This window comes from Pseudomonas sp. HR96, from assembly GCF_034059295.1.
In the GTDB taxonomy this organism is placed as follows: domain Bacteria; phylum Pseudomonadota; class Gammaproteobacteria; order Pseudomonadales; family Pseudomonadaceae; genus Aquipseudomonas.
In genome coordinates this window covers 2,599,688-2,624,787 of record NZ_CP139141.1, presented here as the reverse complement: position 1 = coordinate 2,624,787, position 25,100 = coordinate 2,599,688, and the positions used below count along the sequence as shown (strand labels likewise).

Genomic DNA, 25,100 nt, shown 5'->3' with positions numbered 1-25,100 from the left:
CGGCTCCTACGCCATCTATGAGGTCACCCGGATTGGCGTAGGAGCCGGCGCAGCTGGCGAAGGCATCACCTCGGTGCCGGGTGGAGCATCTGACGGTATCGCGACCCATGGCCAATCAAACCGGGCGACCGTTGGTGCTCCACTCGCCAGCTTCGCCGGCTCCTACGCCATCTGTGGGGTCACCCGGATTGGCGTAGGAGCCGGCGCAGCTGGCGAGGGCATCACCTCGGTGCCGGGTGGATCATCTGACGGTATCGCGACCCACAGCCAATCAAAACTGGCGTCTCCTACGCCATCTGTGGGGTCACCCGGATTGGCGTAGGAGCCGGCGAAGCTGGCGAGGGCATCACCTCGGTGCCGGGTGGATCATCTGACGGTATCGCGACCTACGGCCAATCAAAACTGGCGTCTCCTACGCCATCTGTGGGGTCACCCGGATTGGCGTAGGAGCCGGCGCAGCTGGCGAGGGCATCACCTCTGCCGGGTGGAGCATCTGACGGTATCGCGGCCCATGGCCAATCAAACCGGGCGACCTCTGGTGCTCCACTCGCCAGCTTCGCCGGCTCCTACGCCATCTGTGGGGTCACCCGGATTGGCGTAGGAGCCGGCGCAGCTGGCGAGGGCATCACCTCGGTGCCCGGTGGATCATCTGACGGTATCGCGAAGCAAAAAAAGGCGCCCTCGCGGGCGCCAAAGCAATGATCGATCAACGGCCCCCCGTTCAATCCATCCTGATTTCCACCCGTTCGAAGCGCCCGGCCATGACCACATAGGCGAAGATGCCGATCAGCCCGTGCGCGGCCACAAACCACAGCGCTTCGTTGAAGTTGCCGGTGGCAGCGACGAAGTAGCCGATGACCACTGGCGTGACGATGCCGGCGATGTTGCCGATGCCGTTGAAGACCCCGCCGCTCAGGCCGACCATGCCCTTGGGCGCGGTGTCGGACAACACGGCCCAGCCCACGGCGGCCAGGCCTTTGCCAAAGAACGCCAGGGCCATCAGGGCGATGACCATCCAGTTGGCATCGACGAAATTGGCCGAGACCAGGCTTGCCGCCAGCGCCATGCCGATGACGAACGGGGTCTTGCGCGCCCGCGACGGATGCATGCCCTGGCGGATCAGGTAATCGGAGACGAAGCCGCCCAGCACCCCGCCGGAAAAACCACAGATGGCCGGCAGCGCGGCGACCCAGCCGGCCTCCATGATGGTCATGCCGCGGCCCTTGATCAGGTAGATGGGAAACCAGGTGATGAAGAAGTAGGTCAAGGCGGTGATGCAGTACTGCCCCAGGTAGATGGCCCACAGCGTGCGGTTGGTGAACAGCTGGGCCACTTCCGGCCATTTGAGCTTGGGTTTGCTCTGCTTGCGGTTGGCTTCCAGGTCGACCAGCGCGCCGCCTTCGCGCATGTAGTCAAGCTCGCCGGGGCTCAGGTGCCTGTCGCTGAGGGGCTCGCGGTACAGGGCGAACCACACCACGGTCGCCACCAGGCCCAGCGCGCCCATCCAGATGAACACGTGCTCCCAGCCCAGCGAATGGGTGAGGTAGGCCATCATCGGGGTGAACACCACCACAGCCATGTACTGCGCCGAGTTGAACAGCGCCGAGGCGGTGCCGCGCTCGCTGGTGGGAAACCAGCAGGAGACAATTCGGTTGTTGGCCGGAAAGGCCGGCGATTCCACCAGGCCGAGCATGAATCGCATGCCGAACAGCACCATCGCCGCCGTCGAGCCGATCAGGCCAAGCCAGCCAACCGTGCCCTGCAGCATGGTGAACAGCGACCACAACAACAGGCTGCAGCCGTACACCCGGCGGGCGCCGAACTTGTCCAGCAGCCAGCCACCGGGGATCTGCCCCAGGGCATAGGCCCAGGCGAAGGCGGAAAAGATCATGCCGAGCATGACCGGGTCCAGCCCCAGGTCCTTGACCACGCCCGTGCCGGCGATGGACATGGTTGCGCGGTCGGCGTAGTTGAGCACCGTGACAAAAAAGATGAGGCTCAGGACGACGAAGCGACGCCGGCCGATGCGAGCCTCGTCGCGGGGTACGGCCAATGGAGCGGACTTGGCGTTCATGTGGCTCTCCGGCCTTCATCGAGGAAGGCTTTATTGTTGGAATGGGGGCCATGCTGCCAGCAGATGTATGATGACTGCTGTCCTCACAATGTAAAAAATGCAACGATGCCGGTCCAGCACAGTTAATGAATCGTTCGATTCAACAATTGAATCGTGCCGCTGAAACCGGGGAGTGCCGCGCGTGGAACTGCAGCAATTGCGTTGTTTCGTCATGGTCGCCGAGGAGCTGCATTTTGGCCGTGCCGCCCGCCGCCTGTTCATGACCCAGCCGCCGCTGAGCCGGCAGATCCAGCTGCTGGAGCGCTCCCTGGGAGTGACCCTGCTCGAGCGCAGCAACCGCCAGGTGAGCCTCACCGTGGCCGGCCAGCATTTTTTGCGCGACGCCCGGCACGTGCTCAGCTACACCGAACAGGCCGGCAACTCGGCCCGGCGCCTGGCCCGTGGCGAAGCCGGCCGGCTGGCGCTGGGTTTCACGGCGGTCAGCGGCTACGCCATGGTCCCCGCCCTGCTCGGGCAGGCGGCCCGGCAGCTGCCGGACGTGCAGGTGGACATGCATGAGCTGGTGTCCGGCGAGCAGATGGAGGCCCTGGCCGCGAGCATGATCGACCTGGGCCTGGTCCGCCGCGCGGTCGGCGGTGTCGGCCTGCAATACCGCTGCGTCAGCCGCGAGCCGCTGCTGGTGGCCATGGCCCTCGGGCACCCGCTGGCGGCACGCACACAGATCGCCATCAGCGACCTCGACCAGCAGCCTTTCGTCATGTACTCACCCGAGGCGGGCCGCTATTTCTACGACTGCATTGCCGGGCTGTTCGCCGTGGCCGGAGTGACGCCGCGCTACGCGTACTACCTTGGCCAGACCCACTCGGTATTGAGCATGGTACGCGCTGGCCTGGGCCTGGCCATCGTGCCGAGCGCTGCCCGCGAGCTGTATCCAGGCCAGCTGGCGTTTCGCCCGCTGGCGGATGCGCAGCCACAGGCCGAGCTGTACATGGCCTGGCGGCAGAACAACGACAACCCGGTGCTGGCGCCTTTCGTGGCGATGGCCGAAGCGTTCCTGGCGGATTACGGCGGCCATGAGTCAGGGGGCAGGACAGGCGCGATACACGTCTGACAACCACAATAGTCGCGCCCCCCGGAAACGCCGCTGTAGCGGGGCACGGTTCTAAAAAACCCAATGGCCAATGGAAAAAATCATGAGAAAGGCCATTGCGACCATTCGATATGCACTTGTATGATGACTGGCAACAGCGGCTGGCAAAGCCGTTCCCCGCCTAAAAAAACAATGATCGGGAGTCAGCATCTTGAGCACATCCACCCCTGTGGCCGACGACTCGACCCTGGCCCGCGCCGTCGCCAAGGTCAAACGGCATGTCCTGCCGCTGTTCGTCATCATGTTCATCGTCAATTACATCGACCGGGTCAACATCGGCTTCGTCCGTTCGCACATGGAGCATGACCTGGGCATCGGCGCCGCAGCCTACGGCTTTGGCGCAGGGCTGTTCTTCATCGGCTATGCGCTGTTCGAAGTGCCGTCCAACATCCTCCTGCAAAAAGTCGGCGCGCGGCTGTGGCTGACTCGCATCATGTTCACCTGGGGTATCACCGCCACCCTGATGGCGTTCATCCAGAGCGAGACCCAGTTCTATGTGCTGCGCTTTCTGCTGGGCGTCGCCGAGGCCGGGTTTTTCCCCGGCGTCATCTATTACTTCACCCGCTGGCTGCCCGGTGTCGAGCGCGGCAAGGCGATCGCCATCTTTCTCAGCGGGTCGGCCTTCGCCTCGCTGATCTCCGGGCCCTTGTCCGGTGCCCTGCTGCAGATCAGCGGGCTGGGCCTGCACGGCTGGCAATGGATGTACCTGATCGAAGGCCTGGCCTCGGTGCTGCTGTGTGTGTTCGTGTGGTTCTGGCTCGATTCCAGGCCCCAGGACGCGAAATGGCTGAGCGGTGAGGAACAGCGCGCCCTGGTGGGCGAGATCGAGCGCGAGCAGCAGGCGCGCGACGCGGTGCAGACGGTCAAGCCGAGCCTGGGCCGGCTGCTCAAGGACCGACAGATCCTGCTGTTCTGCGTGTTGTATTTCTGCATCCAGCTGACCATCTATGCCGCGACGTTCTGGCTGCCGAGCATCATCAAGAAGATGGGTGACCTGTCCGACATGCAGGTCGGCTTCTACAACTCCATCCCCTGGCTGATCTCGATCATCGCCATGTACGCGTTCGCCACCTTGTCCGGCAAGTTCCGCTTCCAGCAGGCCTGGGTCGCCGGCACCCTGCTGATCGCAGCGCTGGGCATGTTCCTGTCGACCACCGGCGGGCCGGTCTTCGCCTTCGTCGCCATCTGTTTCGCCGCCATCGGCTTCAAGTCGGCGTCGGCGCTGTTCTGGCCCATTCCCCAGGGTTACCTGGACGCGCGCATCGCCGCAGCGGTGATCGCCCTGATCAATTCGGTCGGCAACCTCGGCGGCTTCTTCGCCCCGGCCACATTCGGTTTTCTCGAACAGACCACCGGCTCCATCCAGGGCGGCCTCTACGGCCTGGCCGGGACCTCGGTGCTGGCGGCCATCCTGGTGTTCTTCGCACGCACCCTGCCCAAGTCCGGCACGCCGGCGGGCAGCGACGCCCAGCCGGTCACCGCGCATTCCTGACCACGACCATTCCCGACTACAACAACAAGGACAAGACCATGAACAGCGAACTTCAGCACCACGCCGCCAAGGCCCCGGTCATCACCAGCCTGCAGGTCATCCCGGTGGCTGGCCATGACAGCATGCTGCTCAACCTCAGCGGCGCCCATGGCCCGTTCTTCACCCGCAACATCGTCATCCTCAAGGACAGCGCCGGGCGCACCGGCGTCGGTGAGGTTCCAGGTGGCGAGCGTATTCGCGAAACCCTGGAAGACGCCCGCGGCCTGGTGGTGGGCAAGTCCATCGGCCAGTACCAGAGCGTGCTCAATGCCATGCGCAGCACTTTCGCCGCCCGTGATGCCGCCGGCCGAGGCCTGCAGACCTTCGACCTGCGCATCACCATCCACGCCGTGACCGCCATGGAAGCGGCGCTGCTCGACCTGCTCGGGCAGTTCCTGGAGGTGCCGGTGGCGGCCCTGCTCGGTGAAGGCCAGCAGCGCGACGCGGTGAAGATGCTTGGCTATCTGTTCTATGTGGGTGACCGCCAGCAGACCGACCTGGCCTACCGCAGCGAGGCCGACGCCAGCGACGACTGGACCCGCCTGCGCCACGAGAAGGCGCTGACCCCCGAGGCAGTGGTGCGCCTGGCCGAGGCGGCCAAGGCCCGCTACGGCTTCAACGACTTCAAGCTCAAGGGCGGCGTGCTGCGCGGCGGCGAAGAGATCGAAGCGGTGACGGCGCTGGCCGAGCGCTTCCCCGATGCACGCATCACCCTGGACCCCAACGGCGCCTGGTCGCTCAAGGAAGCCATCGGCCTGTGCCGCGACCAGCATCACGTGCTGGCCTACGCCGAAGACCCCTGCGGCGCGGAGAACGGCTACTCGGGCCGCGAGGTCATGGCCGAATTTCGTCGCGCCACCGGCCTGCCCACCGCCACCAACATGATCGCCACCGACTGGCGCGAGATGGGCCACGCCATCCAGCTGCAATCGGTGGACATCCCGCTGGCCGACCCGCACTTCTGGACCATGCAGGGCTCGGTGCGCGTAGCCCAGATGTGCCACGAGTGGGGCCTGACCTGGGGATCGCATTCCAACAATCACTTCGACATCTCGCTGGCCATGTTCACCCAGGTCGCCGCGGCGGCGCCGGGCGAAATCACCGCCATCGACACCCACTGGATCTGGCAGGACGGCCAGCGCCTGACGAAGGAGCCGCTGCAGATCGTCGGCGGCCTGGTGCAGGTCCCGGCCAAGCCTGGCCTGGGCGTGGACATCGACATGGACGCGGTGGCCAAGGCCCACGAGCTGTACAAGGGCATGGGCCTGGGCGCGCGCGATGACAGCGTGGCGATGCAGTTCCTGATTCCCGGGTGGAAGTTCGATAACAAGAACCCTTGCCTGGTGCGCTAGGCATCCTCTTTGAGGCTCTGCCCGAAGCAATAGTTGAGGGCTGTACCCCCTCCCACGCCGGTGGGAGGGGGTACAGCCCTCAAAGGCCGCCAGGCCGGTTCGATCCAGGAAGACGATGAGGAGCTTGCCGGGTCCACATCACCCCTGCATGACGCTACTATGGCCCCTCAGCTTTCACAGGGCCCTGCGTTCCATGAGCCGTATCCTTACCGCCCAGATGCACGCCTGGCTGCAGGTTTTCGCCTGCGCCGCGCGGCATATGTCGTTTACCCGTTGCGCCGACGAACTGCACGTCACCCCCGGCGCCATCAGCCAGCAGATCAAGCAACTCGAGGAGAAACTCGGCTTTGCCCTGTTCCTGCGGGTCGGCCGCGGCCTGGAGCTGACCGCCGAAGGCCAGCGCCTGGCGATCGTCGCCAACGAAGTGCACAGCCGCATCGACGATGAGCTGCGCCTGCTGCACTCCGGGCGGATCGGCGGGGTGTTCAAGCTGCGCTGCATTCCCTCGTTCCTGCAGAAATGGCTGATGCCGCGCCTGCCGGCGCTGGAGCAGGCCTTCCCGGACCTGCAACTGCGGATCATCGCCGAAGACAGCAGCGGCTCGCTGCGTGACGACGACTTCGACCTGGCCATCGACCTCAACGACGGCAGCTACCCGGGCCTGTCCAGCACCTCGCTGCTGGAAGAACGGCTGTTCCCGGTGTGTTCGCCGCGCCTGCTGCGCGCCGACGTGCCGCTCGACGGCCCTGAACAACTGGTGCACTACCCGGTGCTGCACGACATCACCGCCTGGCGCGGCAGTTACGAATACGCCGAATGGGAGTTCTACCTCAGCGCCATCGGCGCGCGGGGTATCGACGTGCGCCGCGGCCACACCTTCAACCGCAACCACCTGACCATCGAGGCGGCGATCATGGGCATGGGCGTGGCCATCGCCCGGCAGAGCCTGATCACCGACGAGCTGCAGCGTGGCGCCCTGCTCATCCCCTTCGGCGCGCCCATCGCCGCCCGCAAGAAATACGTCATCGCCTACCGTGAGGATGCCCTGCGCAACCCCGCCCGGCGCGCCGTGCACGACTGGCTGGTCAGGCAGGCGCAGAGCCTGCGGCCGCCTGCCGATACTGCCGTGGGGTCAGCCCGGTCAGGCTCTTGAACTGCCGGCTGAAGGCACTGTGGTCGGTGTAGCCGCACTGCAGCGCCACCTCGGTGACCGGCACGCTGGACAGCAGCAGGCGGTGTGCATGACCCAGGCGCGCCTTCTGGATCATCTGCCGTGGGGTCAGCTGGAACACCCGCTTGCAGTACCGCTCCAGCTGCGCCACCGAGCAGCCGGCGATGGCGGTCAACTCGCTCAGGGCGATGCGCTGCTGGAAGTGGCGGGCAATGTAGTCGTCGACGGCGGCCAGGCGTTGGTAGGCCGGGTGGCTGTCACTGGCGGCGTGCAAATCGAGGGAAATACCTACCAGGCCGATGATGCGGGCGCTGCGGTCGTACAGCGGGCGCTTGTGGGTCAGGCACCAGCCCGGCTCGCGGCTGCCATACAGATGCAACTCCAGCTGATCTTCCAGCACCAGGCCCTGCTCCAGTACCTGGCGGTCCTGCTCGGTGTAGGCCGAACCCAGCTGCGCCGGAAAGATCTCGGCGCTGGTCTTGCCCAGCAGCGGCTGCAATTGCTTGAAGCCGCAGCGCTGCACCAGGGTGCGATTGGCCAGCACGTAGCGCGCCTGGCTGTCCTTGACGAAGATGGCGGCGTTGCCGATCAGGTCGAGCATCGGCAGCAACAGCGCCACGTTGCCCAGCCACTGCTCCAGGCTGTCCGGGGCCGGCTGCGCGCCGGGGGCGCACAGGGCGGCCAGCGCCTGCGGGGTCATGGCCTGCGCGGTCATGGTTGATCTCCATCGATGGGCGAGCGGGAAGATGTACAGCATTGTGCCGATTTCGTCATCGCGCCAGTGGCAAGGCATCAATAAAAATGCCGCCGTGAAGCTCAGGCTGTGAGCAGTCCCGAGGCAACGGCAGGTGCACCATGAAGCAGGTTCGCGTTATCGATTCCCACACCGGCGGCGAGCCGACCCGGCTGGTGATGAAGGGCTTTCCGGCGCTGCCCGGCCGGACCATGGCCGAGCGGCTCGGTGCGCTGCGCGAGGAGCATGACCAATGGCGCCGCGCCTGCCTGCTCGAACCGCGTGGCAACGACGTGCTGGTCGGCGCCCTGTACTGCCCGCCGCTGTCGGCGGACGCCGTGTGCGGGGTGATCTTCTTCAACAACGCCGGCTACCTGGGCATGTGCGGCCACGGCACCATCGGCCTGGTCGCCTCCCTGCATCACCTGGGCATGATCGGCCCCGGCGTGCACAAGATCGACACACCGGTGGGCCCGGTCGATGCCACCCTGCACCCGGACGGCAACGTGACCTTGCGCAACGTGCCGGCCTGGCGCTACCGGCAACAGGTCGCGGTGCAGGTGCCAGGCCATGGCCAGGTCACGGGCGACGTCGCCTGGGGCGGCAACTGGTTCTTCCTGGTGGCCGAGCATGGCCAGGCCCTGCAGCTGGACAACGTCGCCGCCCTCAGCCAGTTCACCTGGCAGATGCTCCAGGCGCTGCAAGCGCAAGGCATCACCGGCGAAGGCGGCGCGGTGATCGACCATATCGAATTGTTTGCCGACGACGACAGCGCCGACAGCCGCAACTTCGTCATGTGCCCCGGTGGCGCCTACGATCGCTCGCCCTGTGGCACCGGCACCAGCGCCAAGCTGGCGTGCCTGGCCGCCGACGGCAAGCTGGCCGAGGGTGAGCCCTGGGTGCAGGCGAGCATCACCGGCAGCCAGTTCGTCGGCACCTACCAGAGCCTCGGCGACGGGCAGATCAGCCCGCTGATCACCGGTCGCGCCTTCATTACCGCCGACAGCACCCTGCTGATCGACGAGCAGGATCCCTTTGCCTGGGGCATCTGAGCCCCGTACCTGCCTTTCATTCCTAGCGAGGAGCTTTCCATGAGCAATGTGTTCACCGGCTGCATCCCGGCCCTGATGACGCCCTGCACCGACGACCGCCAGCCGGATTTCGACGCGCTGGTGGCCAAGGCCCGCGAACTGATCGACCTGGGCATGAGCGCCGTGGTCTATTGCGGCTCCATGGGCGACTGGCCGCTGCTCAGCCAGGCCCAGCGCCAGGAAGGCGTGGCGCGCCTGGTGGCGACCGGCATCCCGACCATCGTCGGCACCGGCGCGGTCAACTCCGCCGAAGCCGTGGCCCACGCCGCGCATGCGGCCAAGGTCGGCGCCAAAGGCCTGATGGTGATCCCGCGCCTGCTGTCCCGGGGCACCTCGGCCGCCGCCCAGAAGGCCCACTTCAGCGCGATCCTGCAAGCGGCACCCGATCTGCCGGCGATCATCTACAACAGCCCCTACTACGGCTTCGCCACCCGCGCCGAGCTGTTCTTCGAACTGCGCCGCGAGCATCGCAACCTGATCGGCTTCAAGGAGTTCGGCGGCGCCACTGACCTGCGCTACGCCGCCGAGCACATCACCTCGGGCGATGACGAGGTGACCCTGATGGTCGGCGTCGACACCCAGGTCGTGCACGGTTTCGTCAACTGCGGCGCCACCGGCGCAATCACCGGCATCGGCAACGCCCTGCCGCGCGAGGTGTTGCAGCTGGTCGAGCTGTGTCGGCAGGCCGCCCAGGGCGACGCCAAGGCGCGGCGCCAGGCCAGCGAGCTGGAAACGGCGCTGGCAGTGCTGTCTTCCTTCGACGAAGGCGGCGACCTGGTGCTGTATTACAAGTACCTGATGGTGCTCAACGGCGACCAGGAATATCGCCTGCACTTCAACGCCAGCGACGTGCTCAGCGATGCCCAGCGCCGCTACGCCGAGAATCAGTACCAGCTGTTCCGCCAGTGGTACGCCAACTGGTCGGCCGAAGCGCTGCGCTGATGCCGGTGGCCACTCACTGCGACATCGCCGTGGTCGGTGCCGGCGTGATCGGCGTTGCCTGCGCCCTGCAGCTGGCGCGCCAGGGCCTGCAGGTCACGGTGATCGACCCGCAGCCGCCGGGGCGCGGCGCCTCGTTCGGCAACGCCGGGCACCTGGCCACCGAGCAGGTGTTTCCGATCGCCGATGCCTCGATTCTCAGGCGCCTGCCTGCCATGCTGCTCGACCCCCTGGGTCCCTTGCGCCTGGACTGGCGCTACCTGCCCCAGGCTGCGCCGTGGTTTCTGCGCCTGTTGCGCAATCTGCGCGAGGCGCCGATGCAGCGCACCGTCGCGGGCTTGCGCGCACTCAACGACAACAGCTTGAGCGCCTGGCAGCAGTTGCTGCAGTCGATCGGGCAGGCTGATCTGTTCAAGCTGGACGGTTCGCTGCTGGTGTTCGAGCACGCCGAGTCAGCGCGGGCGATCGCCGCTGTGCAAGGACGCATGGGTGAGCAACAGGTGCCTGTGGAGCTATGGCCCGCAGCCGTCGTGCGCGACGCTGCGCCACAGCTGCACTCGCGCATCAAGGGCGGGCTGTTCTTTGCAAAAACCGGGCATTTCATCGACCCGTACCAAGTGGTGCAGGCCATGGCCGCTGCTGCCGGCGCGCTGGGCGTGCAGTTTATGCAGCGACGGGTGGAGGGGGCGCAGGTCACCGCCGACGGCGTGAGCCTGATGACCGCCGACGGCCCCTTCACGACCAGGCAGGTGCTGGTGGCCTGTGGGGCGCACTCGGCGCCGCTGGTACGGCAACTAACGGGAAAGGCGGTGCCACTGGAAACCGAGCGCGGCTATCACCTGATGCTGCCCCAGGAAACCGGACGCCTGCCGTTTGCCGTCACCTCGCTGGAACGTCGCTTCATCATGACGCCCATGAGCGGCGGCCTGCGCCTGGCCGGCACGGTGGAGTTCGCCGGCTTGCAACGCCCGGCCAACATGCAGCGGGCGTGGCAGTTGCACAGGCTCAGCCAAGGCTTGTTCGAGCGTGACCTGAGCTGCGAGGGCGCCAGCCCGTGGATGGGCTTTCGGCCATCGCTGCCCGATTCGCTGCCGGTCATCGACCGCCTGTGCGACGGCAAAGTGCTGCTTGCCTTCGGTCACCAGCACCTGGGGTTGACCCAGGCGGCGGTGACCGCGCAGATGGTCGGCAGACTGGCCACGCCGACGGCCGGCTGGCAGGGCGTGCCGGCCGTGGAGCCCTACCGGCTGGGTCGGTTTTTCCAGGGCACCCCTTGAACTGCCGGCCTCAGCGGTAGCGTTCCAGCCAATGGGCGTAGGGCGCCGGCAGGGTCCAGGAGGCCTTGTCGACCTGCAATTCCTTGGCGGCGAAGTACGCCCAGTGCGGATCGGCCAGGTGTGCGCGCCCCACCGACACCAAGTCGAGATGGCCGGCCTGCAACGCTGCTTCAGCCAGTTGCGGGGTGCCGAAGCCCCATGCCGAGGTCACCGGCAGGCCCGCTTCGCGGCGCACACGTTCGGCGATCGGCCCCATGAAAGCCGGGCCCCACGGGATGTCTGTCTCAGGGATGGTGAACCCGACGCTGACGCTCAACAGATCCAGGCCGCCGGCCTTGAAGCGGCGCGCCAGTTCGATGGACTCTTCGAGGGTCTGCTCGTCACGACCGTCATACTCCAGCACGCCGAACCGCGCGGTCAGTGGCAGATGCTCCGGCCAGACTTCGCGAACCGCAGCGAGGGTCTCCAGCAGGAAACGGCAACGGTTGTCGAAGCTGCCACCGTAGGCGTCGGTGCGCTGGTTGGAGTGCTCGGAGAAGAAGCTCTGGCCCAGGTAACCGTGGGCGAAGTGCAGCTCGATCCACTCAAAGCCGGCATCACGGGCGCGGCGCGCGGCGTCGACGAAGTTCTGCTTGACCCGGGCGATGTCGTCCAAGGTCATGGCCTTGGGCACTTTCGGCAGGTTGGCACCGAAGGCGATGGCCGACGGCGCAAGGGTCTGCCAGCCGCGCGGGTCATTTTCAGCCAGGTGATCATCGCCCTCCCACGGACGGTTGGCGCTGGCCTTGCGCCCGGCGTGGGCAATCTGGATGCCCGGCACGGAGCCGGCAGCCTTGATCGCCTTGACCATGGGCACGAAAGCCTCGGCGTGGGCATCGCTCCAGATACCCGCGCAGCCGGGGGTGATGCGGCCTTCAGGGGCCACGGCGGTGGCTTCCACCACCAGCAGGCCGGCGCCACCGCGAGCCATGCCGGCCAGGTGCACCTGGTGCCAATCGTTGACGATGCCGTCATTGGCCATGTACTGGCACATCGGCGGAATCGCGATGCGGTTGCGCAAGGTGACGTCCTTGAGCGTGTAGGGTTCGAACAAAGCAGCCATGGTGAGACTCCATAAGATGGGTGAATGACAAGTGGCAATGGTTCGATAGTAATCGAACTATGGTAATCAGCGATACCCCTGTTATCATTCGCCCCATGCGCGCCTTCCTCCACCCTACCCCCGAAGACCTGACCCTCGAACGCCTGTTGCACGCGTTGAGCGACCCCGTGCGCATGGAAATCGTCCGTTGCCTGGCCGGGGTTACCGAGGCCACCTGCGGCGAACTGGACGGCGGGCGGCCCAAGTCGAGCATGTCCCATCACTTTCGCGTGCTGCGTGACGCCGGCCTGGTGCACACCCGCAGCGCCGGCACCACGCACATGAATTCCCTGCGCCGCGACGTGCTGGAGGCGCGCTTTCCCGGGCTGCTGGCGGCGATTCTTTCCCAGCGATAGGCGCTCGAGCGGTCAGATGGGCTATATACAGAGCAGCCCATCCCACAAGAGAGCAGGTTACCGATGATCATTTCGGCCTCCACCGACTACCGCGCCGCCGCCGAACGCAAACTGCCACCCTTCCTGTTCCATTACGCCGACGGTGGCGCCTATGCCGAGCACACCCTGCGGCACAACGTCAGCGACCTGGCTGACATCGCCCTGCGCCAGGGCGTGCTGCGCAACATGTCCGAACTCGACCTGAGCACCACCCTGTTCGGCCAGACCCTGAGCATGCCGGCGGCGCTGGGCCCGGTGGGCCTGCTCGGCATGTTCGCCCGCCGCGGTGAAGTGCAGGCGGCCAAGGCGGCCGACGCCAAGGGCATTGCCTTCACCCTGTCGACCGTGTCGGTGTGCCCGATCGAAGAAGTCGCGCCGCACCTGAGCCGGCCGATGTGGTTTCAACTCTATGTGCTCAAGGATCGCGGCTTCATGAAGAACGCGCTGGAGCGCGCCAGGGCCGCCGGGGTCACCACACTGATCTTCACCGTCGACATGCCCGTGCCCGGCGCGCGCTACCGCGATGCCCACTCCGGCATGAGCGGCGCCCACGGCCCGCTGCGACGCATGTTGCAAGCCTTCAGCCATCCGGCCTGGGCCTGGGACGTCGGCCTGCTCGGCCGGCCCCATGATCTGGGCAATATCAGCGCCTATCGCGGCAACCCCACGGGCCTGGCCGATTACATCGGCTGGCTGGGCAGCAATTTCGACCCCTCGATCTCCTGGAAGGACCTGGAGTGGATTCGCGACTACTGGCAGGGGCCGATGGTCATCAAGGGCATCCTCGACCCGCAGGACGCCCGCGACGCTGTCAGCTTCGGCGCCGACGGCATCGTCGTCTCCAACCACGGCGGCCGCCAGCTCGACGGCGTGCTGTCCAGCGCCCGCGCGCTGCCGGCCATCGCCGACGCCGTCAAGGGCCAGCTGGCCATCCTTGCCGACTCCGGCATCCGCAGCGGCCTGGACATCGTGCGCATGATCGCCCTGGGCGCCGACACGGTGCTGCTGGGCCGCGCCTTCATCTACGCCCTGGCGGTAGCCGGGGGGGCCGGCGTGAGCAATCTGCTGGACTTGATCGAGAAGGAAATGCGCGTCGCCATGGTGCTGACCGGGGCGCGATCGGTGGCCGAAATCGGTCGTGAATCGCTGGTGCCGGGTGTCTGATCTCCAGGACCAAAACGGCCTGGCGGCTCCAGGGGGGCTGTGCCCCCTACCCCCTCGCCCGGTACAGCGATCAATCCAGGCTAGGATCGACCGTTGGTCCAGGCAAACCTAACAACTGTTAGTTAGTCATTGACCGAATTGCCGCCAGGGCGCAATCTGCACTCCAGCCTAACAACTGTTAGGCCCCTTCATCATCCTTCCAAGGTCCTCCCTTATGCCCGCTCCCCTCAAGCTGTATACCTCACCCTCGGCGTTCCCCAACCCGCAGCGCCTGCGCCTGTTCCTGCATGAAAAAGGCATCGCCGACCAGTTCGAAGAGATCATCTACGACATGGCGCCCGGTGGTCAGCAGCGTGGCTGGCGGCACTTGAACATGAACCCGTGGGGCGAAACGCCGACCTTGGAGCTGGCCGACGGCAGCTACCTCGCCGAGACGGCAGCCATCGCGCGCTATCTGGACCAGGCCTGGCCTGGGCGCAAGATCATGGGTGAAACGCCGCTGGAGCAAGGGCTGGACAGCATGTGGGACAACCGCGTGTGGGTGCACATCCTGTACCGCATCGTCACCGCCTTCCATGTCCTGCACACCGGGTTGGGCTTCAAGCTGGAGCTGACCCGCAACGAAGCCTGGGGCGAGCATTGCCGCAAGGAGGCGCTGGCCCATGCCGCGCTGGTCAACCGACACCTGGCTGACGGCCGTGAGTGGCTGCTGGGCGGCGCCGAGCCGACCTTCGCCGACATCACCCTGGCGACCGCCATCGCCTTTTCCAAGTTTCCGGTCAACGCGACGCCGCTCGACGAGCGCTTCGAGCACCTGGACAGCTACTGGCAGCGCTGGCAGCAACGGCCGGCGTTCAAGGCGGCGTATGCAGATGGCCAGAGCGGCGTGGCGGAGCTGGATGGCAAGTGACCGCAAGCGGGCCGCTGTCCTTGATGGCGGCCCGGCGGTTGTGCCGGTGCCCGGCCAGCCGCTTATTGGCTTGCCGGGAAAACCCCGCTATCTTGGCGGCCCCCAGACATCGTTACGAGCGCACGCCGGCCCTGACATGAACAGCAACGCCCGAGAGGCCATTCTCCTGGCTGCCACCCGGATCGCCCAGTCCCAGGGCTACAACGGTTTGAACTACCGCGACCTGGCCCAGGCCGTGGGCATCAAGGCGGCGAGCATCTACTACCACTTCCCGAGCAAGGCAGACCTGGGCGTGGAGGTGGCGCGGCGCTATTGGCAGGACGGCGCTGCCGCCCTTGAGGCCCTCAGTGCCGAATCAACCGGGCCTGCGGCAGCCCTGCAGCGTTTTCCGCAAATCTTTCGCCGCTCCCTGGAAGCCGAAAACCGCCTGTGCCTGGGCAGTTTCCTCGGCGCGGAAACCGACAACCTGCCCAGCGAACTGACCCGGGAGATCCAGGCCTTCGCCGAGGTCAATATCCAGTGGCTGCAGCGACAACTGGCGGCCGCCCGGATCGGCCCGGTCGAGCAGCACGAGGCCCGCGCCCGGGCCATCTTCGCTGCGGTGGCGGGCGCCCAGTTGCTGGCCCGCAGCCGCTCGGACATCGGCTTGTTCGACTCGTTGATCGAAACCTACCGGATGTGTGGGCCGCTGCTCGATTGAGCGCGGCTCAACCGCCTGCACAGCCTACCCCACAGAAAAAATCCTGAACCCTGCTCCACCCACTCCAGTCGGAAAATCTAGCAGGCCCGATTCCTCTTCTGGAGCAACGCCATGAAAACCTACCCCACCCCGCCCTTCGCCGAGCAGCCGCAAGCCGTGCCCGGCAGTCAGCAGCGCATGCAGCCCGTCCCTGATTGCGGCGAGGACAGTTACGTCGGCCATGGCCGCCTCGCCGGCAAGGTGGCGCTGATCACCGGCGGTGACAGCGGCATTGGCCGCGCGGTGGCCATTGCCTTCGCCCGCGAAGGCGCGGATGTCGCCATCGCCTACCTCGACGAGCACGACGATGCCCGCGAGACCGCACACTGGGTGCAATCCGCCGGACGCGAGTGCCTGCTGCTGCCTGGCGACCTGGCCGAGCGCAGTCAGTGCCTGGACGTGGTGCAACGCACCGTGCAGCAGTTCGGCCGCATCGACGTGCTGGTGAACAACGCCGCCTTCCAGCAGACCCATGCCACGCTCGAGGAAATCCCCGACGAGGAATGGCTGCGCACGGTCAACGTCAACATCACGGCGATGTTCCGCATCTGCCAGGCGGCGCTGCCGCACATGCCGGCGGGCAGCTCGATCATCAACACCAGCTCGGTGAACTCGGACATGCCCAGCCCCTCGCTGCTGGCCTACGCCACCACCAAGGGCGCCATCGCCAACTTTACCGGCGGCCTGGCGCAGATGCTTGGCGAGCGCAATATCCGCGTCAACAGCGTGGCCCCAGGGCCGATCTGGACGCCGCTGATCGTCTCGACCATGCCCAGCGACGAGGTCAAGGCATTCGGTTCGCAGACCCCGCTCAAACGCCCTGGCCAGCCCGTGGAAGTGGCGCCTTTGTATGTGCTGCTGGCGTCGGACGAATCCAGCTATGTTTCCGGCTCGCGGTTCGGCGTCACCGGCGGCAAACCCATGCTGTAAACGACCTTTCTATCCTCAGGAGCACGACATGACCACTTCCTTGATCCGCCCATTGATCCTGATTGTCTGCATGGCCGCCCTCAACGGCTGCTTCGACAGCAGCAGCAAGAACAACAACGACAACTCCGACAAGAGCAAGGCCTCGGTGCAGATGCAGAAGTCCGACGCTGACGCCGACAAGAAGTAACCCCGCAGGTGCCAGCAACGCCGGCCGCGCTCAGCTGGCCGGCCGGGCTGGCGGCATGCAGGCCCGGGTCAGCAGTGCCAGGGCGATGAAGGCTGCGCCCAGGCAGCCGATGAACTGCAGGCCAACGTGGTCGATGAGCAGGCCGCCAGTCAATGCCCCCAGCACGATCCCGACATTGATGGCCGCCACATTGAAGGCCCCGACCAGACGCGCGTTGGCTCCGGCCCGGCGCAGAATGTCGAGGCCGGTCAGCAGGCCGCTGGCGGCATGGCAGCCGCCGATCACCACGATCACCAGTGGCAGCAGCCAGAGCCGGGTGCCGAACAGCGACAGCGCCAGCATCGCCAGGCCCAGTACCACCAGCAGGCGTTTGAACAGGCCGTCCAGCGGGTCGGGTACCCGCTTGGCAATCAGCAGGTTGCCGACGATATCGGCGACCCCGTACAGCGCCAGCAGCGGCGTGACATAGCCGGCCGGCAGGTCGCTGTAGCGGATCAGAAAAGTCGCCAGGTAGCTGAACAGCGCCATGATGCCGCCGAACACCAGCAGATAGCTGAGCAGCGCCAGGGCAATCTCCCGGCTGCCCAGCGCCTTGAGCCTCTGGGCCAGGCTCGGATGGGCCTGCTGAGGGTCGCCGGCCGGCACCTGCACCCAGCGCATGACCATCAGCAGCGCCAGCACGCTGAGTACGGCCATCAGCACCAGCGCCTCGGACCAGCCCCACAGGTCGCTGACCGCCTTGCCCAACGGCACACCGACCACCGAGGCGATCGACACGCCGATCAGCACCCGCGACATGGCCAGGGTCTTGACCTCGGGCGCGCTGATCGCTGCGGCCGTCAGCGCCGCGTTGGTCCAGAAGATGGCCACGCCGACCCCGCCCAGGGCGCGGCCGAGCAGCAGCAGGGGAAACTGGCGCGTCACCGCGCATAAGGTGTTGCCCAGCACCAACGCCACACAGGCGGCAATCAGCAGGTGGCGCAGGCTGACCTTGTGAGTGAAGGCCGCGATCACCGGCGCGCTGACGCCCATGCCCACGGCAAAGGCGGTCACCAGCCAGCCGGCGTCGCCGATGCTGATCTGCAACGCCGTGGCGATCTGCGGCAACAGGCCGGCGACGATGAACTCCGAAGACAACATCACAAAGGCGGTGAAGGTCAGTACGTAGACCCGTGGGTTGAGCGAATGAGCCATGGAGCGGCAATGTCCTCGGTGAGCGGAAAAGGCCGACAGCATGCACTGCCTGACCGACCTGTGCCAGCCGCTTGGCCGATTGCAGGCCCTGCCTGTGGCAAACTCGCGCAGGTCGCACTGCGCCCGGAACTCTGGCGCGGATGCCTGTTCTAGACGCTTCAATGCTTTTTTTCGTACTGTCACTGGAGCCACGCATGTCCACCCAGCAAACCCTGGGGCAGGTTCTGCCCGCGCGCGAAGCGGCCAAGATGGAAGCCGCCATGGCCGTGGGCGCCTTTGCCATCGGTACCGGCGAGTTCGCCATCATGGGGTTGATGCCCGATATCGCCAGCAACCTGCACCTGAGCGAGCCGCAGGTCGGCCACGCCATCAGCGCCTACGCCCTGGGGGTCATGGTCGGCGCCCCGCTGCTGGCGATTCTCGGCGCCAAGCTGCTGCGCAAGCACATGCTGATGCTGCTGATGGTGCTGTATGCCCTGGGCAACCTCGCCACCGCGTTCACTCCCTCGGCCAACGCCCTGCTGGTGTTCCGCTTCATCAGCGGCCTGCCCCACGGCGCCTACTTCGGCATCGCGGCGGTGGTCGCCTCGAGCATGGTCCCGGCGGCCCACCGCGCCAGCGCCGTGGCACGGGTGATGATCGGCCTGACCTCGGCCATGCTGCTGGGCAATCCGATCGCCACCTTCCTGGGGCAGTGGTTTGGTTGGCGCTCGGCGTTCGCTTTGGTCGGGGCCATCGCTCTGTTGACGATTGTGCTGGTCTGGCAGTACGTACCCGACCGCCGCGACGAGCCGCGCAGCGACCCGCGCAAGGAATTGCGCGCATTCACCAAGCCGCAGGTGTGGATGGCGCTGGCGATTGGTGCCGTGGGCTTTTCCGGGATGTTCTGCGTGTTCAGTTACCTGGCGCCGACCATGCTCGACGTCACCCACGTCACCGCCCAGTGGATTCCTTTCGGCCTGGCGGCCTTTGGCGTGGGCGGCATCATCGGCAACATCGCCGGCGGCAAACTGTTCGACCGCCTGCAGTTTCGCGCTGTCGGCGTGGTGCTGGTGTGGGCAATCGCCGTGCTGCTGTTCTTCCCGTTCGCCGCCGGTTCGCTATGGGGTGTGCTGCTGGGCATCGGCCTGATCGGCACCATGGTCGCCCTCGCCGCGCCGTTGCAGATCCGCCTGATGGACATCGCCCATGAGGCGCCCAGTTTGGCAGCGGCGTCCAACCATGCCGCGTTCAACCTGGCCAACGCGCTGGGGCCCTGGTTCGGCGGCATGGCGATTACCGCGGGGCTGGGCTGGACCAGCACCGGGTACATTGGCGCAGTGACGGCGTTGGCTGGGTTGGGGGTGTTTTTCCTGGCCCGGCGGATGCGTGGCGGCGACTGACGTTTCGGGCTGCACGCTTACTTCATGCCAAACCCCAACCGCGTCAACTCTTCCACCAGGCGCTCACGCCCGTGCAGGTTGGCAACGTTCTGCAGGCGGTTGATCACCTGCTCCGACCAGCCCTGGGCCTTGAGCCCCTCTTTCTGGTAGAAGGCGCCCAGGCTCTGATCGTACTGGGCAATCGCCGCCGCATCGCCCGCCTGGTAGGTTTCGTGGTGCAGCACGGCCGCCTGGGGCAGGCGCGGCTTGACCTTGGCGGTGTTGTCCGCCGAGGGGTAACCCACGCACAGGCCGAACACCGGGTACACCTGGGGCGGCAGGTTCAATTCCTTGGCCACGGCCTCGATGTCGTTGCGGATGGCGCCGATGTAGACGCTGCCCAGGCCCAGCGACTCCAGCGCCACCACGGCGTTCTGCGCAGCCAGGGCGGCGTCGATGGTGCCCAGCAGCAGGCTCTCCAGATACGGCACCGCCGCCAGCTCGACGTTCTGGCGCTCGGCCACCCGCTCGACCCGCGAGAGATCGGCCAGCCACACCAGAAACAGTGGCGCCTGGCGGATGTGCGCCTGGTTGCCGGCCAGCGCCGACAGCCGCGCCTTGCGCTCCGGGCTCTGCACCGCGACCACGCTCCACACCTGCAGGTTGGACGAGCTGGCGGCCGATTGCGCGGCGGCGATCAGCGCTTGCAGCGTGCCTTCGGGCAGCGGCGTATCGGCAAAGGAGCGCACGCTGCGGTGTTCCAGCAGTTGGTCGAGGACCGGGCTCCAGCTGGCTGGCGGCTGGATGTCGGGCTGGCCGTAGCGGGAGGCCAGGCGGGCTTGGGTCTGTTCGGTCATGGATATCGTCCCATCAAGAAGTCAGGCATTTTTGCATAGAAAAACGGCCCCCGAAGTGGGAGCCGTTTTTTTTCATCTACCGCGCCAGATCACTTCGGCAGGGCAAACGCCATCACATAGTCACCCTGCTTGGTGCCCAGCGAGCCATGCCCGCCAGCCACTACCAGCACGTACTGGCGACCGTCCTTGCCGGTGTAGGTCATAGGCGTGGTCTGCGCGCCTGCGGGCAGGCGCCCTTCCCACAGCTGCTTGCCGTTGCGAATGTCATAGGCACGCAGGTACTGGTCCAGCGTGGCGCTCATGAAGGACACGCCGCTGGCGGTGTTGAAGGTGCCGCCCAGCGCCGGTACGCCCATGGTCAGCGGCAGCGGAACCGGCGAGTTGTCGCGCACGGTGCCGTTCTTGTGCATCCAGATGGTCTTGTGGTTGGTCAGGTCGACCGCTGCCACATAACCCCAGGCGGGTGCCTGGCACGGCAGGCCGATCGGCGACAGCAGCGCTTCGAGGATCACGCCATAAGGCGCGCCCTTGTTCGGCTGCACGCCTTCGGTTTCGCTCTTGCTGCCAGGACCGGCATCCACTTCACTGGCCGGCACCAGCTTGGAACGGAAGGCCATGTAGTTCGGGTTGACGAAGGCCACCTGACGGATCGGGTCGACCGAGACGCCGCCCCAGTCGAACACCCCGAAGTTGCCTGGGTAGACGATCGAGCCTTGCAGCGATGGCGGCGTGAACGGGCCGTCATAGCGCAGCGACTTGAAGTCGATCCGGCAGAGCATCTGGTCGAACGGGGTTACGCCCCACATGTCGCGTTCCTTGAGGGGCGGCGGCATGAAGTTGAGGTCCGACTTGGGCTGGGTCGGTGCAGTGTGGTCGCCGGCGACAGCGCCCTGCGGCACCGGCACTTCGTTGATCGGCACGATCGGCTGACCGTTGCGGCGGTCCAGCACGTAGATGCTGCCCTGCTTGGTCGATGCCATGACCGCAGGCTGGATGCCGTCGGCGGTTTTGATGTCGACCAGCGACGGCTGGCCACCGACGTCCATGTCCCACAGGTCGTGGTGAGTGAACTGGTAGGTCCACTTGACCTTGCCGGTGTTGATGTCCAGCGCGGTCACGCCAGCGCTGTATTTTTCCGACTCGGGGGTGCGGTTGCCGCCCCATTGGTCAGGCATCTGGTTGCCCATCGGCAGGTACAGCATGCCCAGCTTCTCGTCGGTGGCGATCAGCGACCACATGTTCGGCGAGTTGCGGGTGTAGGTCTTGCCCGGGGCGATCGGCGCGGTGTCGTCCGGGTTGCCGCTGTCCCAGTTCCACACCAGGTGGCCGTCGTGCACGTCATAGGCGCGCACTACACCGGAAGGCTCGTCGGTGGAAACGTTGTCGCTGACGTGGCCGCCGATGATGACCAGGTCCTTGGTGACGGCGGGTGGCGAGGTGGAGTAGTAACCACCGGCCTTGAAGGTGCCGATGTTGGCGTGCAGGTCGACCTGGCCCTTGTCGCCGAAGTCTTCGCACATCTTGCCGGTGTCGGCGTTCAGGGCGATCAGACGGGTGTCGGCGGTGGGCACGAAGATCCGGCGCGGGCAGGCGTTGCTCGCGGCAGCGGCTTCCGGCGTCGGGCTCTGGGCTGGCGTCGTCGCGCTGGCGTCGGCGTAGGCCGCGTCATCGTGATACGACACGCCACGGCAGGTCATATGCGCCCAGCCCTTGAAGTTGGCCGCGTTCTGCGTGCTGATCTTCGGGTCGAAGCGCCAGATTTCCTTGCCGCTGTCCGGGTCCAGGGCGATGACCTGGCTGTGCGGCGTGCACACATAGAGCATGCCGTTGACCTTGAGCGGGGTGTTTTCCGCAGTGGTCTCGCTCGGGTCGTTCGGGCCCGGGATGTCGCCGGTACGGAAGGTCCAGGCCGGTTCCAGCTTGTTGGCGTTCTCCGGGGTGATCTGCGCCAGCGGCGAGTAGCGGTCGCCGTACGGCGTGCGGCCGTAGGACTGCCAGTCGCCATCGGGCATGCCCGGGGCGGTGTTGCTGGTCCCGGCGCTGTCGCGGTCCAGCGAACCCTTGATCTCACCCGGGTTGGTGAACTGGCTGGCAATCGCGCAAACGCCCGCCAACACCACCGCCAAGGTCAAACCGGCAGTGCCTTTGGCCGAAGGCTGACCGACCACCAGGGGGCGGCGGAACCACGGCAGCAACAGCACAATGCCCAGCACGAACCACAAGGCCAGGCGTGGCACCAGCTGCCACCAGTCCAGGCCCACCTCCCACAACGACCACAAGGTGCTGCCGAACAGCACCAGGGCATACAGCCCCAGCGCCGAGCGCCGCAGGGTGATCACCAGGCCGCCAGTAATGGCCACCAGCACACCGGTAATCAGGTAATACAGCGAGCCGCCCAGGGTGGCCAGCTTGATGCCGCCCACCAACATGGCCAGGCCCATCAACACCAGTACCAGCCCGAGCAAGGTCGGAAGCAGGCGGCGTTGACTCACAGCACCGTCAGTGCTCATAAGTGAAGTTCTCCGTGATTGAGGGATGTAACAAAAAATGTCGTAAAAAGGATGGTCGCTGATCCGACGTTGCAAAGCGTCGGTTAGTTCGAGTTCATCAGGGGAAAGGGTTCAGCCTGCCGCGCACCTCCTGCCCTCGAGGCGCTCAGCGGGGCACGGCATGCCCCGCCAGAAGGCCCGGGCCAGAGCGGGGCGAGCGGTTGGGCAATGGGTTGGGAGAGTAGGCCCCCGGGGCCAGTTAAAAAAGATGAAAGATTGATATGGATCATTGCCAATCTGGTAACAGTGGGGGTTGGGGGGTGCGCGCCGTCCCGGCAAGAGTCAAGAACCCCGGGTTTACTGTGGCGAATGGCCGTGGCACACCTCGCCGGACCCTGCTCTACTCACCACAATCAAAAATCAACACGGCTCAGCTCATGCTCACACCTGCCCATATCCCTCTGGCTGTCGCCACCCGCAACCACCACATCGAGCGCATTCACCACGGCTCGCTGGTGATCACGGACACGGCCGGGGCCATCGTCACTCAGCTGGGTGACCCAGGCGCCTACGTCTTTTCCCGCTCTACCCTCAAGCCTTTTCAGGCGCTGGCGCTGCTGCGCGACGGCGGCCAACAGCACTTCGGCCTGATCCCGGCGGAGATCGCCATGACCTGCGCCAGCCATTCGGGCGAGGGCTTTCATATCGACACCGTCGAGTCTCTGTTGAAGAAGGTAGGCCACGTTGAAGCCGATCTGCAGTGTGGTTGCCAGGTTCCCATCTATTATGGCGAATCCAACCTGCCGCCAGCCGGGAGCCGCTTCGATCAACGCCACAACAACTGCTCAGGAAAACATGCAGGATTTCTCGGATTCTGCGCGCTGCACGGTCATGGGCAGGACTATCTGCACCCCGACCATCCCCTGCAACAGGATATTCGCCGCAGCGTGGCCGAACTCGCCGGTGTCGCCGAGGCTCGGCTGTGGACCGGCATCGACGGCTGCAGCGCTTTGAACTACGGCATGCCCTTGTCGAGCCTGGCCAGGCTGTGGGCGAGGTTGGCGGCGGGTGACTCAGGTATCGATGGCGACTACGACAAGGCTTTGCACACAGTGGCGACCGCCATGGCTGAGCATCCGCAAATAGTCTCCGGGAGTGGGCGTTGCGATCATGCCATTGCGCAGGCATCGGCGGGTGACTGCATCGGCAAGGTGGGCGCGGACGGGATCTATACCGTTGCCGTGCGCAGTCGCGGCCTGGGACTTGCCGTGAAGATTGCCGACGGTGGGCTTGGCGCTTTGTATGTGACAGTGGTACGCGCGCTGTTGCAGCTGGGGCTGGTGGCCGAGCATCCGGCCCTTGCGCCGTGGCTCGACAGCCAGGTGCGCAGTGTACGTGGCGAGCCCGTGGGGCGGGTGGAGTGCCGGTTCGAGTTGCCGCGGCTGTGAGGGGGTCACGGGAGCTGGAAGATCACACCGGCTTTTTCGCTCGTTCAATATGGCCGCTAGCGGCCGCCTCGAGATTCAATCACGGCCACCCCCGGCCGCGCGGGCGGCCGGGGGTGGCCATATTGGACATCTCGCCAGGCGCTCGAAGATCAAACCGGCCTGGCGGCCTCTCGGGGCCTGCGACCCCTCCCACTTTGATCGCCAATCCCTTGTGGGAGGGGGCGAAGACCCCGAGAGGCCGCCAGGCCGGTCTTGAGACTCAATCAAGGCCACCACCCGCCGCACGCGCGGCCTTATCGCGGGCTTCGCGCGATCCTACGGTTGATTCGGGCGTAGGCATCCAGCGGCCATAGGCGATGCCACTGGATGCACGCACTCGAAACGAACAAGGAGCGCGCGAAGCCCGCAATAGGCCGCGCGGGCGGCCGGTGTTGGCCATATTGGACATTTCGCCGGGCGCTCGAACATCAAACCGGCCTGGCGGCCTCTCGGGGCTTTGCCCCTCCCACGTCGTGGCGTGTTGCGCCTGTGATGTGGGAGGGGGCAAAGCCCCCGAGAGGCCGCAAGGCCGGTTTGATCTTCGATCAGATCCAGGGTCTGACCTGGAATGCAATCACGGCCACCACCGGCCGCCCGCGCGGCCTATCGCGGGCTTCGCGCGCTCCGTTTGTTTCGGGCGTAAGCATTCAGAGGCCATCACCGATGAACGCCCCGAAGATCAAAAGCGGTCATAGGTGATGCCGCTGGAACGGCACGTTCGAAACAAACGTGGGAGCGCGCGAAGCCCGCGATAGGCCGCGCGGGCGGCCGGTGGTGGGCCCTATTGGACATTTCGCCGGGCGCCCGAAGATCAAACCGGCCTGGCGGCCTCTCGGGGCTTTGCCCCTCCCACGTCGTGGCGTGTTGCGCCTGTGATGTGGGAGGGGGCAAAGCCCCCGAGAGGCCGCAAGGCCGGTTTGATCTTCGA

21 protein-coding genes are annotated in these 25,100 nt (G+C 66.1%); 15 read left to right on the top strand and 6 right to left on the bottom strand.

Going from position 1 to position 25,100, the window contains the following annotated elements:
* Positions 1 to 721 precede the first annotated feature (721 nt).
* Positions 722 to 2,074, bottom strand: coding sequence for an MFS transporter (locus SFA35_RS12005; RefSeq protein WP_320578601.1), 1,353 nt, complete (start codon positions 2,072 to 2,074; stop codon positions 722 to 724).
* Between the two features lie 181 nt (positions 2,075 to 2,255).
* Between SFA35_RS12005 and SFA35_RS12000 the strand changes: the two genes are divergently transcribed.
* From SFA35_RS12000 to SFA35_RS11985, 4 genes are all read left to right on the top strand, one after another.
* Positions 2,256 to 3,185: a LysR family transcriptional regulator gene (locus SFA35_RS12000; protein ID WP_320578599.1), complete on the top strand. Its 930-nt coding sequence runs from the start codon at positions 2,256 to 2,258 to the stop codon at positions 3,183 to 3,185.
* A 190-nt stretch (positions 3,186 to 3,375) separates the two neighbouring features.
* Positions 3,376 to 4,716: an MFS transporter gene (locus SFA35_RS11995; protein ID WP_414058516.1), complete on the top strand. Its 1,341-nt coding sequence runs from the start codon at positions 3,376 to 3,378 to the stop codon at positions 4,714 to 4,716.
* Between the two features lie 38 nt (positions 4,717 to 4,754).
* The gene (gene gudD, locus SFA35_RS11990; protein WP_320578597.1) at positions 4,755 to 6,107 is read left to right on the top strand and encodes a glucarate dehydratase; all 1,353 of its coding nucleotides are present in this window, start codon (positions 4,755 to 4,757) and stop codon (positions 6,105 to 6,107) included.
* Positions 6,108 to 6,300: 193 nt separating this feature from the next.
* Positions 6,301 to 7,260 carry a LysR substrate-binding domain-containing protein gene (locus SFA35_RS11985; RefSeq protein WP_320578595.1) on the top strand — a complete coding sequence of 320 codons (960 nt, stop codon included), beginning with the start codon at positions 6,301 to 6,303 and terminating at the stop codon, positions 7,258 to 7,260.
* Here the strand turns inward: SFA35_RS11985 and SFA35_RS11980 are convergent.
* Entirely contained in the window at positions 7,193 to 7,978 is a 786-nt protein-coding gene (locus SFA35_RS11980; RefSeq protein WP_320578982.1) for an AraC family transcriptional regulator, read from the bottom strand. The two genes, SFA35_RS11985 and SFA35_RS11980, sit on opposite strands and share 68 nt — an antisense overlap.
* 155 nt (positions 7,979 to 8,133) lie before the next feature.
* Between SFA35_RS11980 and SFA35_RS11975 the strand changes: the two genes are divergently transcribed.
* The 3 genes from SFA35_RS11975 to SFA35_RS11965 are packed head-to-tail and all read left to right on the top strand — an operon-like array spanning position 8,134 to position 11,318.
* Positions 8,134 to 9,063, top strand: coding sequence for a 4-hydroxyproline epimerase (locus SFA35_RS11975; protein ID WP_320578594.1), 930 nt, complete (start codon positions 8,134 to 8,136; stop codon positions 9,061 to 9,063).
* A gap of 39 nt (positions 9,064 to 9,102) precedes the next feature.
* Complete coding sequence (locus SFA35_RS11970; protein ID WP_320578592.1) at positions 9,103 to 10,044, top strand: dihydrodipicolinate synthase family protein; 942 nt, start codon at positions 9,103 to 9,105, stop codon at positions 10,042 to 10,044.
* Positions 10,044 to 11,318 carry an FAD-dependent oxidoreductase gene (locus SFA35_RS11965; protein ID WP_320578589.1) on the top strand — a complete coding sequence of 425 codons (1,275 nt, stop codon included), beginning with the start codon at positions 10,044 to 10,046 and terminating at the stop codon, positions 11,316 to 11,318. Before SFA35_RS11970 ends, SFA35_RS11965 begins: the two co-directional genes overlap by 1 nt.
* Before the next feature lie 10 nt (positions 11,319 to 11,328).
* Here SFA35_RS11965 and SFA35_RS11960 read toward each other — a convergent pair whose 3' ends face one another.
* A complete protein-coding gene (locus SFA35_RS11960) occupies positions 11,329 to 12,420 on the bottom strand; it encodes an NADH:flavin oxidoreductase/NADH oxidase (RefSeq protein WP_320578588.1) in 1,092 nt (363 codons plus the stop codon).
* A gap of 95 nt (positions 12,421 to 12,515) precedes the next feature.
* Here SFA35_RS11960 and SFA35_RS11955 point away from each other — a divergent pair, with 95 nt between their 5' ends.
* From SFA35_RS11955 to SFA35_RS11930, 6 genes are all read left to right on the top strand, one after another.
* Positions 12,516 to 12,815 (top strand): ArsR/SmtB family transcription factor, encoded by a 300-nt coding sequence (locus tag SFA35_RS11955; protein WP_414058515.1) that lies wholly within the window; start codon positions 12,516 to 12,518, stop codon positions 12,813 to 12,815.
* A gap of 63 nt (positions 12,816 to 12,878) precedes the next feature.
* Complete coding sequence (lldD, locus tag SFA35_RS11950) at positions 12,879 to 14,018, top strand: FMN-dependent L-lactate dehydrogenase LldD (protein WP_320578585.1); 1,140 nt, start codon at positions 12,879 to 12,881, stop codon at positions 14,016 to 14,018.
* 214 nt (positions 14,019 to 14,232) lie between these two features.
* Complete coding sequence (locus SFA35_RS11945; protein WP_320578583.1) at positions 14,233 to 14,928, top strand: glutathione S-transferase family protein; 696 nt, start codon at positions 14,233 to 14,235, stop codon at positions 14,926 to 14,928.
* Between the two features lie 136 nt (positions 14,929 to 15,064).
* Positions 15,065 to 15,628, top strand: a complete 564-nt coding sequence (locus SFA35_RS11940) for a TetR/AcrR family transcriptional regulator (RefSeq protein ID WP_320578582.1) — start codon at positions 15,065 to 15,067, stop codon at positions 15,626 to 15,628.
* A 111-nt stretch (positions 15,629 to 15,739) separates the two neighbouring features.
* Positions 15,740 to 16,597, top strand: a complete 858-nt coding sequence (locus SFA35_RS11935; RefSeq protein WP_320578580.1) for an SDR family oxidoreductase — start codon at positions 15,740 to 15,742, stop codon at positions 16,595 to 16,597.
* A 28-nt stretch (positions 16,598 to 16,625) separates the two neighbouring features.
* Complete coding sequence (locus SFA35_RS11930) at positions 16,626 to 16,784, top strand: hypothetical protein (protein WP_320578578.1); 159 nt, start codon at positions 16,626 to 16,628, stop codon at positions 16,782 to 16,784.
* A gap of 30 nt (positions 16,785 to 16,814) precedes the next feature.
* On the opposite strand, the gene SFA35_RS11925 is transcribed toward SFA35_RS11930, so the two are convergent.
* On the bottom strand, positions 16,815 to 17,978 hold the full coding sequence (locus SFA35_RS11925; protein ID WP_320578576.1) for an MFS transporter: 1,164 nt from the start codon (positions 17,976 to 17,978) through the stop codon (positions 16,815 to 16,817).
* A 194-nt stretch (positions 17,979 to 18,172) separates the two neighbouring features.
* Between SFA35_RS11925 and SFA35_RS11920 the strand changes: the two genes are divergently transcribed.
* Positions 18,173 to 19,360 carry an MFS transporter gene (locus SFA35_RS11920; protein WP_320578574.1) on the top strand — a complete coding sequence of 396 codons (1,188 nt, stop codon included), beginning with the start codon at positions 18,173 to 18,175 and terminating at the stop codon, positions 19,358 to 19,360.
* A gap of 17 nt (positions 19,361 to 19,377) precedes the next feature.
* Here the strand turns inward: SFA35_RS11920 and nfsA are convergent, their stop codons facing one another.
* Entirely contained in the window at positions 19,378 to 20,196 is an 819-nt protein-coding gene (gene nfsA / locus SFA35_RS11915) for an oxygen-insensitive NADPH nitroreductase (protein ID WP_320578572.1), read from the bottom strand.
* Positions 20,197 to 20,285: 89 nt separating this feature from the next.
* Complete coding sequence (locus tag SFA35_RS11910) at positions 20,286 to 22,706, bottom strand: glucose/quinate/shikimate family membrane-bound PQQ-dependent dehydrogenase (RefSeq protein ID WP_320578571.1); 2,421 nt, start codon at positions 22,704 to 22,706, stop codon at positions 20,286 to 20,288.
* A 416-nt stretch (positions 22,707 to 23,122) separates the two neighbouring features.
* Between SFA35_RS11910 and SFA35_RS11905 the strand changes: the two genes are divergently transcribed.
* Complete coding sequence (locus SFA35_RS11905; RefSeq protein ID WP_320578569.1) at positions 23,123 to 24,133, top strand: asparaginase; 1,011 nt, start codon at positions 23,123 to 23,125, stop codon at positions 24,131 to 24,133.
* Positions 24,134 to 25,100 lie beyond the last annotated feature (967 nt).